13 protein-coding genes and 1 riboswitch are annotated in these 12,100 nt (G+C 69.8%); of the genes, 7 read left to right on the forward strand and 6 right to left on the reverse strand.

Annotation, left to right across the window (positions count from 1 at the left end):
- Nucleotides 1-5: 5 nt before the first annotated feature.
- Nucleotides 6-1,151, forward strand: a complete 1,146-nt coding sequence (locus RCP80_RS03480; RefSeq protein ID WP_308481022.1) for a thiolase family protein — start codon at nt 6-8, stop codon at nt 1,149-1,151.
- 177 nt (nt 1,152-1,328) lie between these two features.
- Here the strand turns inward: RCP80_RS03480 and RCP80_RS03485 are convergent, their stop codons facing one another.
- Both RCP80_RS03485 and RCP80_RS03490 read right to left on the reverse strand, forming a co-directional pair.
- The gene (locus RCP80_RS03485; RefSeq protein ID WP_308481023.1) at nt 1,329-2,978 is read right to left on the reverse strand and encodes a DNA repair helicase XPB; all 1,650 of its coding nucleotides are present in this window, start codon (nt 2,976-2,978) and stop codon (nt 1,329-1,331) included.
- Between the two features lie 8 nt (nt 2,979-2,986).
- On the reverse strand, nt 2,987-5,254 hold the full coding sequence (locus RCP80_RS03490) for a helicase-associated domain-containing protein (RefSeq protein WP_308481024.1): 2,268 nt from the start codon (nt 5,252-5,254) through the stop codon (nt 2,987-2,989).
- 64 nt (nt 5,255-5,318) lie between these two features.
- Between RCP80_RS03490 and RCP80_RS03495 the strand changes: the two genes are divergently transcribed.
- Genes RCP80_RS03495 through RCP80_RS03510 form a run of 4 tightly spaced genes read left to right on the forward strand, consistent with a single transcriptional unit; the run spans nt 5,319 to nt 6,899 of the window.
- Entirely contained in the window at nt 5,319-5,513 is a 195-nt protein-coding gene (locus tag RCP80_RS03495; protein WP_308481025.1) for a hypothetical protein, read from the forward strand.
- A gap of 2 nt (nt 5,514-5,515) precedes the next feature.
- Nucleotides 5,516-6,001 carry a cyclic pyranopterin monophosphate synthase MoaC gene (gene moaC, locus RCP80_RS03500; RefSeq protein WP_308481026.1) on the forward strand — a complete coding sequence of 162 codons (486 nt, stop codon included), beginning with the start codon at nt 5,516-5,518 and terminating at the stop codon, nt 5,999-6,001.
- Nucleotides 5,989-6,477 carry a MogA/MoaB family molybdenum cofactor biosynthesis protein gene (locus RCP80_RS03505; protein WP_308481027.1) on the forward strand — a complete coding sequence of 163 codons (489 nt, stop codon included), beginning with the start codon at nt 5,989-5,991 and terminating at the stop codon, nt 6,475-6,477. Before moaC ends, RCP80_RS03505 begins: the two co-directional genes overlap by 13 nt.
- Nucleotides 6,474-6,899, forward strand: coding sequence for a molybdenum cofactor biosynthesis protein MoaE (locus RCP80_RS03510; RefSeq protein ID WP_308481028.1), 426 nt, complete (start codon nt 6,474-6,476; stop codon nt 6,897-6,899). Before RCP80_RS03505 ends, RCP80_RS03510 begins: the two co-directional genes overlap by 4 nt.
- Before the next feature lie 24 nt (nt 6,900-6,923).
- Here RCP80_RS03510 and RCP80_RS03515 read toward each other — a convergent pair whose 3' ends face one another.
- From RCP80_RS03515 to RCP80_RS03530, 4 genes are all read right to left on the reverse strand, one after another.
- Nucleotides 6,924-8,291, reverse strand: a complete 1,368-nt coding sequence (locus RCP80_RS03515; RefSeq protein ID WP_308481029.1) for a transglycosylase family protein — start codon at nt 8,289-8,291, stop codon at nt 6,924-6,926.
- A 9-nt stretch (nt 8,292-8,300) separates the two neighbouring features.
- A riboswitch (cyclic di-AMP (ydaO/yuaA leader) is annotated at nt 8,301-8,488 on the reverse strand.
- Nucleotides 8,489-8,736: 248 nt separating this feature from the next.
- Nucleotides 8,737-9,003, reverse strand: a complete 267-nt coding sequence (locus RCP80_RS03520; RefSeq protein WP_308482684.1) for a MoaD/ThiS family protein — start codon at nt 9,001-9,003, stop codon at nt 8,737-8,739.
- Between the two features lie 11 nt (nt 9,004-9,014).
- Complete coding sequence (gene moaA / locus RCP80_RS03525; protein WP_308481031.1) at nt 9,015-10,067, reverse strand: GTP 3',8-cyclase MoaA; 1,053 nt, start codon at nt 10,065-10,067, stop codon at nt 9,015-9,017.
- Complete coding sequence (locus tag RCP80_RS03530) at nt 10,064-10,471, reverse strand: YccF domain-containing protein (protein WP_308481032.1); 408 nt, start codon at nt 10,469-10,471, stop codon at nt 10,064-10,066. Before RCP80_RS03530 ends, moaA begins: the two co-directional genes overlap by 4 nt.
- A 165-nt stretch (nt 10,472-10,636) precedes the next feature.
- Between RCP80_RS03530 and RCP80_RS03535 the strand changes: the two genes are divergently transcribed.
- Nucleotides 10,637-11,050 (forward strand): cold-shock protein, encoded by a 414-nt coding sequence (locus RCP80_RS03535; protein WP_308481033.1) that lies wholly within the window; start codon nt 10,637-10,639, stop codon nt 11,048-11,050.
- 28 nt (nt 11,051-11,078) lie between these two features.
- A complete protein-coding gene (locus tag RCP80_RS03540; RefSeq protein ID WP_308481034.1) occupies nt 11,079-12,095 on the forward strand; it encodes a glutathione S-transferase family protein in 1,017 nt (338 codons plus the stop codon).
- Nucleotides 12,096-12,100 lie beyond the last annotated feature (5 nt).

Consider the following 12,100-nt stretch of genomic DNA (forward strand, 5'->3'; position numbering starts at 1 on the left):
CCGCAATGACCAACGATGTGGCCATCATCGGCGTCGGCCTGCACCCCTTCGGTCGCTTCGATAAGCCCGCTGTGCAGATGGGCGCCGAGGCGATCCGGCTGGCACTCGCCGACGCGGGTGTGGAGTGGAAAGACATCCAGTTCGGCTTCGGCGGCAGCTACGAGGTGTCCAACCCGGACTCGGTGACCCGCCTCGTCGGGCTCACCGGAATCACCTTCACCAACGTCTTCAACGCCTGCGCCACCTCGGCCAGCGCGATCCAGCAGACCGCCGACACCATCCGGCTCGGCAAATACGACATCGGCGTCGCGGTGGGCCTGGACAAGCATCCGCGCGGGGCGTTCACCGACGACCCGGCCAAATTGGCGCTGCCGCAGTGGTACGCCGAGAACGGCCAGTTCGTCACCACCAAGTTCTTCGGCATGAAGGCCAACAAGTACCTGCACGACCACAACATCAGCCAGGAGACGCTGGCGCGGGTGGCCAACAAGAACTTCCGCAACGGCGAGCTGAACCCGAATGCGTTCCGCCGCAAGCCCATTTCCATCGAGGAGATCCTCAACTCGCCGGCGCTGAACTACCCGCTGACGCAGTACATGTTCTGCGCACCCGACGAGGGCGCTGCCGCGGTGATCATGTGCCGCGGCGATATCGCCCACAAGTTCACCGACAAGCCGGTCTACGTGAAGGCCTCCGAGATCCGCACCAGGACGTTCGGGGCCTACGAGGTCCACGCTACTTCGGCGCCGCTGGACGAGGACCCCTCGCCGACGGTGTATGCCGCGAAGGCCGCCTACGAGATCGCGGGCATCGGTCCCGAGGACGTCGACATCGCGCAGCTGCAGGACACCGACGCCGGCGCCGAGGTCATCCACATGGCCGAGACGGGCTTGTGCAAGGACGGCGAGCAGGAAAAGCTGCTGGCCGACGGTGCCACCGAGATCGGTGGCTCGATGCCGGTGAACACCGACGGCGGATTAATCGCCAACGGCGAACCGATCGGGGCTTCCGGCCTGCGCCAGATGCACGAACTCGTGCGTCAGCTGCGCGGTGAGGCCGGGGATCGCCAGGTGCCGGGTCAGCCCCGCGTCGGCCTGGCTCAGGTATACGGCGCGCCCGGCACCGCTTCGGCGACCATCCTGTCGCTGTAGTCGGCGGGTTCCGTCGGCGCGAGCGTGCGCAATCCCGACCTGCACAACGGCGTGTCGGCCGGGGACTCGCCCGGTCGCGAGAGGCGCGAGTCGCCCGCTCGCGCGAGTCGCCCGCTCGCGCGAGTCGCGACTCGCCCGCTCGCGCGAGTCGCGAGTGGCGCGAAGCTGTGACCGGTCTCAGATCGCGGGGCCCAACAGGTCGTCGGCGTCCTTGATGAGGTATCCGTAGCCCTGTTCGGCCAGGAAACGCTGCCGGTGCGCGGCGTATTCGGCGTCGAGGCTGTCGCGGGACACCACCGAGTAGAAGATCGCGCCGCCACCGTCGGCCTTGGGTCGCAGCAACCTGCCCAGGCGCTGGGCTTCCTCCTGGCGGGAGCCGAACGTCCCCGAAACCTGCACGGCCACTGAGGCTTCGGGCAGGTCGATGGAGAAGTTGGCCACCTTGGAAACCACCAGGGTGCGAATCTCGCCGCGTCGGAACGCGTCGAACAGCGCCTCGCGTTCGGCGGTCTTGGTGGAGCCCTGGATTATCGGGGCGTTCAACTCGGTGCCGAGCTCGTCGAGCTGATCCAGATAGGCGCCGATGACGAGGGTCGGCTCGGTCTTGTGGCGGTCCAGGATCGACTTGACCACCGCGATCTTCGAGTGCGCGGTCGAACACAGCTTGTAGCGTTCCTCGGGTTCGGCGGTGGCGTACAGCATCCGCTCGTTGTCGGTGAGCGTCACCCGGACCTCGATGCATTCCGCGGGCGCGATCCAGCCCTGGGCTTCGATGTCCTTCCACGGCGCGTCGTACCGCTTCGGACCGATCAGGCTGAACACGTCGCCCTCCCGACCGTCCTCCCGGATCAACGTTGCTGTCAGCCCCAACCGCCGCCGCGACTGCAGGTCGGCCGTCATCCGGAACACCGGCGCCGGCAGCAGGTGCACCTCGTCGTAGATGATCAGGCCCCAGTCCCGGCTGTCGAACAACTCGAGGTGTTTGTACTCGCCCTTGGTACGACGGGTGATCACCTGATACGTCGCGATCGTGACCGGGCGGACCTCCTTGCGCTCACCGGAGTATTCGCCGATCTCCTCCTCGGTCAGCGAGGTGCGCGCGATCAACTCGCGCTTCCACTGCCGACCTGCCACGGTGTTGGTCACCAAGATCAGCGTGGTGGCCCCGGCCTTGGCCATCGCCGCGGCCCCGACCAGCGTCTTGCCGGCCCCGCACGGCAACACCACCACGCCCGAGCCGCCGGCCCAGAACGATTCGGCCGCCATCTCCTGATAGTCGCGCAACTCCCAGCCGTCCTGGTCCAGCGCGATGGGGTGCGCCTCGCCGTTGACGTAGCCCGCCAGGTCCTCGGCCGGCCAGCCGATCTTGAGCAGCATCTGCTTGACCCGGCCGCGCTCGCTGGGATGTACGACGACGGTGTCGTCGTCGATCCGCGCGCCCAACATGGGCGCGATTTTCTTGTGGCGCAGCACCTCTTCGAGGACCGCGCGGTCCAGGCTCACCAGCGTCAGGCCGTGGACGGGGCTCTTGACCAGCTGGAGCCGGCCGTAGCGGGCCATGGTGTCGACGATGTCGACCAGCAGCGGTTGCGGCACCGCGTACCGGGAGAAGCTCACCAGCGCGTCGACCACCTGTTCGGCGTCGTGACCGGCCGCGCGGGCGTTCCACAGTGCCAGCGGCGTGATGCGGTAGGTATGGATGTGCTCGGGTGCTCGCTCGAGTTCGGCAAAGGGCGCGATCGCCGCGCGCGCGTCACCGGCCTGCTCGTGGTCGACTTCGAGCAACACAGTCTTGTCAGACTGCACGATCAGGGGTCCGTCGGTCATTTAACCCATTATCCCGGCTCCGCCGACATGACCGAGGTCACACGATGCACGGCGAAGTCCCGCACCCGGCCGGCCGCGGTGTCGAACGCGGTCAACTGGCCGCCCCGCACGTGGATCGGCGACACCACCCGCTGGGTGGAGATCCCCGCCGGATCGGTGTAACCGAGGACCACGCTGCTTTGCTGCAGCGCAGCCTGCTGCAGCAGCGCGACCGCCTGCGCCGGCTCCAGCCGCCCGCTGCCGGCGGTGCCGTCTTCGACCTTGCGCAGCACCGAGACGATCGCGTTGAGGGTGTCCCGGTTCGGGGTGGTCGGCGACGGCCGGAAGAACCGGCGGTGCGGCGGCGCGGGCACCCGACCGCTGCGGGACCGCAGATCCACGATCGTCCCGCTGGAATCCTCGGCCGCCGGCGCCAGGCCGGCCGCGCGCAACGCGGCCAGCACATCGGCGATGGGGGCGTGCGACACCGCGACGGTCGGCGCCAGCAGCCGCAACTCGAGCTGCGCGACGGGGGCCGCGGCCACCGCCTGGGCCAGCAGCGCCGGGTCCTCGCAACGCACGAACGACGACGCGATGCCCACGCGCAGCTGTCCGTGTCGCCGGGCGACGTCGTCGATCAGGTATGTGAGCCCTTGCGGCACCGGTGTTTTGGAGTGTTTCGCAAAGAAGGCGTGCAGCTGGCCCGGGGTGCGGCCGGTGTCGAGGGCGTGGCGGATGGAGGCCTCGCTGACCCGGTACACCATGGCGGCACCGGCGGATTCGACGTCGGCCACGGCCGCCAGATCGTCGGCGAGGTCGCGGTCGAGCGGTCCCGGCACCACGACGGTCAGGTCGGCCTGCAGCAGGAAGTGGTCCACCGGCGTCGGCAACGCCTTGGCCATCGCCGCGATCGCGGCCTCGGGGCCGTCCTGCAACAGCGCCCGGGCGGGTGCGGTGATGCTGCCGCGGCCGAGCAGGCCCACGGCGTGCGCCTCTTCGAGCAGTTGCGCCACGGGTTCGGGCTGTAGCCGGGCCGACCAGCGCGGGCGACGCCAGATCATCGCCTGGGAGGCCTCCGCGGCGTCCACCGAGGTGCCGGGCGCCAACTCGGCCAGCGTCGCCAGCAGCAGCCGGCGATCCAGTGGGGCGGCCGTGGAATACAGCGAATCCGACAGCGCCGCATAAGGTTTACCGTCGGGACCGCGGTGTCCGATCAGGCTGGGCCGGGCCGGTAGATCCTGCCAGGTGGTGGCGATCAGATGCCAGCGTTCCGCGGTCGGGGTTTCGATGAAGCGGTCGGCGGCCACCGTCGGTGCCCAGTACGGTCCGCCGGGGCCGTCCACGGGCTCTGGCTCGGGCATGCCGCTGGCGATCAGCCCGGCGGCGGAAGCGATTTCTAGGAGCAACGCCAGCCGGCTCTCGCCGATGCCGGTCAGCTTCGCCAGGCGCTTCATGTCACGGACCCCGAGTCCGCCGCTACGCAGCTCGGGAACCGGTGTGGCGCCGAGTGTTTCGATCACCACCTCGAACTCACGCAGGAGGTCGATGATCGCGCCGGCGCCGGCGGCGTCGATCGCCTTCTTCGGGACCGGTTTGGCGGAGCTGACGGGTTCGGGGGCGGTGAACGCCGACGGGCCGGGCTCCTCGCCGCGCAGCAGCTGCCCCACCTTGCGCGGCAGGATGACGGTGTCGTGGTCGAGCTGGCGCAGCAGGCCAGCCGCCAGCAGGCGTTGCACCGGCCGGTCCGGCGGTGTCCCGGGCGCCGCGTCGCGGGTGCGGCCCACCGGAGAGCCCGCCAGCAGCCGGTTCAGCAGCTCGCGCTGGGGGTCATCGAGTGCCTCGAGCTGGGCGCTCAGGGCGGCGGCGCTGACCGTCGGATCCTCCAGCACGACCTGGCCGGGATACCAGGGCAGCCCCGCGGACGCCTCGGTGGCCACCCGGACCGACGACGGGTCTCCCCACACCAGCGCGCGCTCGCGCAGGTCCTCGAGGGCCGCCAGGACCGCGTCCTGCGGGGCGCGCTCGCCGACCAGCGCGACGAGCTTGCTGACCGGAATCGGAGTGGTATCGGCTTGCAGCACCAACAGGGCGTCGAGCACCGCGAGCCGGAGAAAGTCCAGGTCATCGGAGGCAGCCTTGACCGATTGCCGCGCCTGGGCCCGCGCCGCGAGCGCCGCGATGCTGCCCGGCGGCGGCTGGGCGAGGTCCGGGCGCAGCTCCAGCAGCCGGATCAGCGCCTCGTCGGGCGAGTCGGCCAGCCAGACTCCCAGGGGCACGCCAGGGATGTGATCGGTCATCGTGACCAGGGTAAAGCAGTGACCGTAGCGCACGAAGATTCCGCGACCTGTCACAATGGCTGGCGTGGCTGACATTGCTGAGACCAACAAGGGCCGTTACGTCGATCCCGGCTGGCCGACCACCGATCCGGACGACCACGCTGTGAGCGAACTGGCGACCGACCGCACCGGCGCGCTCTCGCCGTTCGGCGAGGTCACGTTCCCGGTGCCGGCCGAGGAACTGCCGTACGTGCACCCGGTCACCGTCATCAACAGATAACGATGGCCAGGGGCTCGGGTTCCCAGCCGTTGTCGCACCTCGACGAGCGGGGGGCCGCCCACATGGTCGACGTCACCGACAAGGACGTCACCAAGCGCACCGCCGTCGCGTCGGGGGTGCTGCACACCACCGCCGAGGTGGTCGGACTGATCTCGGCCGGTGGCCTGCCCAAGGGTGACGCGTTGGCGACCGCCCGGGTCGCCGGCATCCTGGCGGCCAAGCGCACCAGCGATCTGATTCCGCTGTGTCATCACCTCGCGCTCACCGGCGTCGACATCGATTTCCAGGTGGTCGATGCCACCGTGGAGGTGACCGCCACCGTGCGCACCACCGACCGCACCGGGGTCGAGATGGAGGCGTTGACCGCGGTCAGCGTTGCGGCGTTGACCGTCTACGACATGATCAAGGCCGTGGATCCGGCCGCGCGGATCGACGACATCAAGGTGCTCAGCAAGGTCGGCGGTCGTACCGGGGAATGGCGCCGGTGACCCGCAACGGCCGCGTCATCATCGCCTCCACCCGCGCGGCCGAGGGTGTCTACGACGACCGCAGCGGGCCGCTGATCGCGCAATGGTTTGTCCAACAAGGTTTTTCCGAACCCGAAACCGTGGTGGTGCCCGACGGGGACCCCGTCGGGCGGGCGCTGCGGATCGCGGTCGACGACGGGGTCGACCTGGTGATCACCTCCGGCGGCACCGGAATTTCGCCCACCGACGAAACCCCGGATCAGACCGCGGCCGTGCTGGACTTCGAGCTGCCGGGCCTGGCCGAGGCGATCCGTCGCGCCGGACTGCCCAAGGTGCCCACCGCCGTGCTGTCGCGCGGATTGTGCGGCGTCGCGGGACGTACCCTGATCGTGAACCTGCCCGGCTCGCCCGGCGGCGTCCGCGACGGCCTCACGGTGCTCACCGATGTCGTGCCCCATGCGCTTGATCAGCTGGCCGGTAAAGACCACCCGCGATGACCGTCGTCCTGCGCGCCGCGCTCACCGAAGAACCCATCCTGCTCGTCGAGCACGAGTTGTTGGTCGCCGACCCGGCCGCGGGTGCGGTGGTCGGCTTCGCCGGGGTGGTGCGCAACCACGACGGCGGCCGGCAGGTGCTGCGGCTGGAATACTCCGCCCATCCGCTGGCCCAGCAGACCATGGCCGAGGTGCTCGCGGAGGTGGCCGCGCAGGCCGACGGCGTGCGCGCAATCGCCGCCAGCCACCGGGTCGGGGCGCTCGCGCTCGGCGATGCGGCGTTGGTGGCCGCGGTCGCCGCGGACCATCGCCGGGCCGCGTTCGAGGTGTGCGCGCAGTTGGTCGACGCCATCAAGGAGCGGTTACCGGTCTGGAAGCACCAGTTCTTCGCGGACGGCACCGAGGAATGGGTCAACTGCGCCTGACGGCGTGTTCGTCGAGCGCAGCGCCTAGGCGGGCGGGGCCACCGGAGCCGGCACGGGCTCGGGGGCCGGAGCACCCGGGACAACCGGGGTGTTCGGGCCGACCGGAGCGTTGGCCGGCGGCTGCGAGGTCAGCGGCCGCTGCGCCAGCGCCAGCAGCATGTCGTTGCCGTCGATCTCCTGGGTCTGCACCGCATGCCACAGCTCACGCAGGTAGGTCAGGTTCGGCTGGCTGTTCGGGGTCAGCGGCAGGTCGGTGGCACCCGGGGGAAGGTTCTCCGGGCTGGGCAGGTGCGGGATGGCCTCGGCCGCGATGGTCGGAACCTCGCCCGAGACCAGCTGGTTGGCCGCGTCGAAGGCCGGCGCGGGGATGTCGAGGTTGGCCAGCGGTGCCATCGGGTCGGCGGGCGGGGCAGGCACGGCCGGATCGGCCGGGGTCTGCGGAAGCACATCGAGCGACCACAGCTGCGCGCCCGGCTGGGTGTTCGGGTCGGCAACCGTCCAGTCGGCCGGGTCGACGGCCGGGGCGGGGACCTCGAGCGAAGCCTGCTCGATGACGGCCGCGTCCGCCGGCGGTGCCTCGGGGACGAAGTCGACCGGGACGGCGAGGGGTTCGGGTGGCGGCGGGGGTGCGATGTCGGCCGGCGGCAGGGGTGCCTCGGGTGCGGGGGCCGGCGGGAGGGCTTCGGGTGCGGGCGGCAGGCCCTCGGGGACGAAGTCGACCGGGACGGCGAGGGGTTCGGGGGCCGGCGGGGGCGGCGGCGGGGGTGCGATGTCGGCCGGCGGCAGGGGTGCCTCGGGTGCGGGGGCCGGCGGGAGGGCTTCGGGTGCGGGCGGCAGGCCCCTCGGGGACGAAGTCGACCGGGACGGCGAGGGTTCGGGGGGCCGGCGGGGGCGGGGAGGCGGTGGCGGCGCGATATCGGCCGGCGGCAGCGGTGCCTCAGGTGCGGGCGGCAGGCCCTCGGGTGCGGGCGGCAGGCCCTCGGGGGCCTGGGTCTCCAGCGACGCGGGCTGGACGACGTTGCGGGGGGTGGGGCCGGAGAGGCTGCGACCGCAGACGGGCCAGGCGCCCTTGCCCTGCGTGGCCAACACCCGCTCGGCGACCGCGATCTGCTGTTCCTTGGTGGCCTGGTGCGCGACCGGCGCGAACTCACCGCCGCCATGACCGGACCAGGTACCCGGGGCGAACTGCAGACCGCCGTGGTAGCCGTTGCCGGTGTTGATGGCCCAGTTGCCACCGGATTCGCAGCGCGCGACGGTGTCCCATTCGCCATCTGTCGCGGCGCCGGCCTGGCCGGCGAGGGCGAGACCGCTGCCCCCGATCACAGCGCCGGTGAAGGCGATCTTCGCGACGTTCTTGCCGGTTTCGGTGGGCTTGCGATGCCGTCCACTCATAGGTCGGTGATGTCCTCTCTGTCTGCGCCCACGAGGTCAGCTGTCGGGTTCGGGCTGGAGAGGTTGCCCGGCCGCGGCCGGTTCCGAAGGAACGACGTTGGCTTCACCCCTAGGGTCCGCAGCCGCGGTCCCAGGTCCGATTCGGTGGACCGGTTGGGTCCCCCGCCTCCATCCGTGGTGTTCGTCGGCACCCGTACCCAACGGATGGAGCTCGGCGCAATCAGGTACGGGAGGGTCTACCGCTCGGTACTGCTCGGCCGACCGAAGACGACGGTAACGGCTGGCCCGCGTCGCGTCATCTTTTGTCGCACGCGGCGTTTCCGCTGGCGGCAAAACTTAAAGGAGCTCTAAACCCGCACGACACCCGTCGTTTTTTGGACCTGATTTCCGGCCCCCGCGAGGACAAACCGCCCCGTTATCATTTCGTTATGTGACGCATATCACGCTATCCGCCAGCAAATGGGGGTAAGACATCGAGGGTTTGCCCGGAATTCAGCACCGTGCCGAGGTCACGGACCGCAACACCATCACAGAGGTACGAGCACCGCTGGAGCACCCTGGCCAACTCGGCGTTACGCGCACTGAGCGTTTCGACAACCTCACCGACCGTGGTGCCGGACGAAAACGGCAGCACCTCTTGATCGCTGGCCGCGGCAGCGCTGGCCGCCGCGAAATAGCGCAGCGTCACCTGGATCTGCCGGTCGGTCTGCACCTCGGTCACGTCTATCCACCTATCGCACTCATCGGCCGCGCGGGCTGAACAAAGCTCGGGTCGTTGATGCCGTGGCCCGCGGCCTTCTGCCACATCGCCGAGCGCCAGGCCGCCTCGATGGCGGCGTCGTCGGATCCGTCGCGCAGCAGGGTGCGCAGGTCTGTCTCGGAGGTCGCGAACAGACAGTTGCGCACCTGCCCGTCGGCGGTGAGTCGGGTGCGGTCACAGGCCGCACAGAACGCCTCGGACACCGACGCAATGACCCCGACGGTGGCGGTGCCGCCGTCGACCCGCCACAGCTGCGCGGGAGCCGATCCGCGCGGTGTCGGGTCGGGGGTCAGGGCGAAGTGCTCGCGCAGCGTGGCCAGGATCTCGGCGCCCGACAGCATGCTGTCGCGTTGCCAGTGGTGCTCGGCGTCCAGCGGCATCTGTTCGATGACCCGCAATTGGTAGTCGTGGTCGAGGCAGAACCGCAGCAGCGCCACCACATCCTCGCGGCCGGTGCGGGGGTCCAACACCGCGTTGACCTTGACCGGCCGTAACCCGGCGGCCTGGGCTGCCGCCAGTCCCGCGATGACGTCCTGGAGCCGGTCGCGCCGGGTGATCGCAGCGAAGTGGGCGGCATCGACGGTGTCGAGGGAGACGTTGACGCGATCCAGTCCGGCCTCGGCCAGCGCCCGGGCTCGACGGTGCAGTGCGACCCCGTTGGTGGTCAGTGCGAGCTGCGGGCGCGGGCGCAGCGCGGCGGTAGCGGCGACGACCTGCTCGAGACCCTTGAACAGCAGCGGTTCGCCGCCCGTGAAGCGGACGTTGGTGATGCCCAGCCGGGTCACCGCGATGCGCAGCAGGCGCTGCAACTCCTCGGCGCTCAACAGCCGGTCGTCGGGCAGCCAGTCCAGGCCCTCGGCCGGCATGCAGTAGGTACAGCGCAGATTGCAGAGGTCGGTCAGCGACACCCGCAGGTCGGCGGCGATCCGGCCGAACGTGTCGATCATCGGCCCGTCGGCCGGCGCCGGGCCCAGTCGACGGACCACCGTGGGCAACCCGAGCGGAGTCGCGGTCATGTCGGCAGTCCGATGGGGTCGTGCCGGGCCTGATCCACCGGCACGATCTCCTTGCCGAGCGGCAGTAGCGAGATCGGAATCATCTTCAGATCCGCCAGCGCCAGCGGGATCCCGATGATGGTGACGGCCATCGCGATCGCGCTGAGCAGGTGGCCGAGCGCCAACCACCAGCCGAACAGGATGATCCAGATGATGTTGCCGATCAGGGCACCCGGCCTGGTGCCCGGCTTGTCGACGACGGTCCGCCCGAAGGGCCACAGCGCGAACGCGGCGATGCGCAGCGCCGCAAAGCCGAACGGGATCGTGATGATCAGTACGAAGGAGATCAGGGCGGCGAGCAGGTATCCCAACGCCAGCCACAGGCCACCGAAGATCAACCAGATCACGTTCAGAATCAGGCGCATCTTTCCTCCAGCGGTACGGCCACCCTACCGAGTTAACACGGATGCTGGGGGCCGGGTGCGCCGAGTAGGATCAGCGTCGGTGCGCCCTGCGCAGGCGGGGCGCACCGTTATGTATCGGTTGAGGTCGTCGCGAACCGGCGCCCCGTGAGACAGCAGGTGAGACCAGTGCCTACCGGCAGGGTGAAGTGGTATGACGCCGAGAAGGGCTTCGGCTTCCTGTCCCAGGAGGAGGGGGAGGACGTCTACGTCCGGGCGTCCGCGCTACCCGCAGGGGTGGAGGGTCTCAAGGCCGGACAACGGGTGGAGTTCGGGGTGGCCGCGGGACGACGCGGACCGCAGGCGCTGAGCGTGAAACTGATCGATCCGCCGCCGAGCTTGTCGCGGACGCGGCGCGAGGCGGCCGGACCGCCGGAGCGCAAACACACTCCCGACGAGTTGCACGGCATGGTCGAGGACATGATCACGCTGCTCGAGGGCACGGTGCAGCCGGATCTGCGCAAGGGTCGCTACCCCGACCGCAAGGTGGCCCGCCGGGTCTCCGAAGTGGTCAAGGCGGTTGCACGCGAACTCGACGCCTAGATCGACGCTGGGCGGGCATGCTGGAGACATGTCTGATTCCTACGTCGCCGCCGGCGGCGAGTTCGACCGCGACACCGACTACATCACCAGTCGCATCACCGCCGACGGACGCGACGGCTACCCGGTGGAACCCGGCCGGTACCGGCTGATCGTCGCGCGGGCCTGCCCCTGGGCCAACCGCGCCATCATCGTGCGCCGCCTGCTGGGGCTCGAAGACGTGCTGTCCATTGGCTTTTGTGGGCCCACCCACGACAAGCTCAGTTGGACGTTCGACCTCGATCCCGGCGGCGTCGATCCGGTATTGCAGATCCCGCGGTTGCGTGACGCCTACCTCAAGCGGTTTCCGGACTATCCGAAGGGCATCACGGTTCCGGCGATCGTGGACGTGACCACCGGCGCGGTGGTCACCAACGACTTCGCACAGCTGACGCTGGACCTGTCCACGCAGTGGTCGGCCCATCACCGCCCGGGTGCCCCGCAGCTGTATCCCGAGTCGCTGCGCGCCGAGATCGACGAGGTGGCCAAAAGGATCTACACCGAGGTCAACAACGGCGTCTACCGCTGTGGCTTCGCCGGCAGTCAGCAGGCCTACGACGCGGCCTACGACCGGTTGTTCACCGCGTTGGACTGGCTCAGCGCACGGTTGAGCACGCGGCGATATCTGGTCGGCGACACCATCACCGAGGCCGACGTGCGATTGTTCACCACGCTGGCCCGGTTCGACGCGGTCTATCACGGACATTTCAAGTGCAACCGGCACAAGCTCGCGGAACTGCCGGTGCTCTGGGCCTACGCCCGCGACCTGTTCCAGACGCCGGGCTTCGGCGACACCACCGACTTCGTGCAGATCAAGCAGCACTATTACATCGTGCACGCCGACGTCAACCCGACCCAGATCGTGCCCAAGGGCCCGGAGCTGGCGGGCTGGCTCACGCCGCACGGACGAGAAGAACTGGGCGGCAGGCCATTCGGCGACGGCACCGCGCCGGGTCCGACGGCCGAGGCCGAGCGGGTGCCCGCGGGACACGGGGCCGGTCCGTCGTAGTCGAT

The organism is Mycolicibacterium sp. MU0053 (assembly GCF_963378095.1).
GTDB lineage: Bacteria > Actinomycetota > Actinomycetes > Mycobacteriales > Mycobacteriaceae > Mycobacterium > Mycobacterium burgundiense.

What these genes read in the sequence shown, in the direction of transcription:
- RCP80_RS03480 (WP_308481022.1), top strand. Translation starts at nt 6, where the DNA reads ATGACCAACGATGTGGCCATCATCGGCGTCGGCCTGCACCCCTTCGGT.
- RCP80_RS03485 (WP_308481023.1), bottom strand. Translation starts at nt 2,978, where the DNA reads ATGACCGACGGACCCCTGATCGTGCAGTCTGACAAGACTGTGTTGCTC.
- RCP80_RS03490 (WP_308481024.1), bottom strand. Translation starts at nt 5,254, where the DNA reads ATGACCGATCACATCCCTGGCGTGCCCCTGGGAGTCTGGCTGGCCGAC.
- moaC (WP_308481026.1), top strand. Translation starts at nt 5,516, where the DNA reads ATGGCCAGGGGCTCGGGTTCCCAGCCGTTGTCGCACCTCGACGAGCGG.
- RCP80_RS03505 (WP_308481027.1), top strand. Translation starts at nt 5,989, where the DNA reads ATGGCGCCGGTGACCCGCAACGGCCGCGTCATCATCGCCTCCACCCGC.
- RCP80_RS03510 (WP_308481028.1), top strand. Translation starts at nt 6,474, where the DNA reads ATGACCGTCGTCCTGCGCGCCGCGCTCACCGAAGAACCCATCCTGCTC.
- RCP80_RS03515 (WP_308481029.1), bottom strand. Translation starts at nt 8,291, where the DNA reads ATGAGTGGACGGCATCGCAAGCCCACCGAAACCGGCAAGAACGTCGCG.
- moaA (WP_308481031.1), bottom strand. Translation starts at nt 10,067, where the DNA reads ATGACCGCGACTCCGCTCGGGTTGCCCACGGTGGTCCGTCGACTGGGC.
- RCP80_RS03530 (WP_308481032.1), bottom strand. Translation starts at nt 10,471, where the DNA reads ATGCGCCTGATTCTGAACGTGATCTGGTTGATCTTCGGTGGCCTGTGG.
- RCP80_RS03540 (WP_308481034.1), top strand. Translation starts at nt 11,079, where the DNA reads ATGTCTGATTCCTACGTCGCCGCCGGCGGCGAGTTCGACCGCGACACC.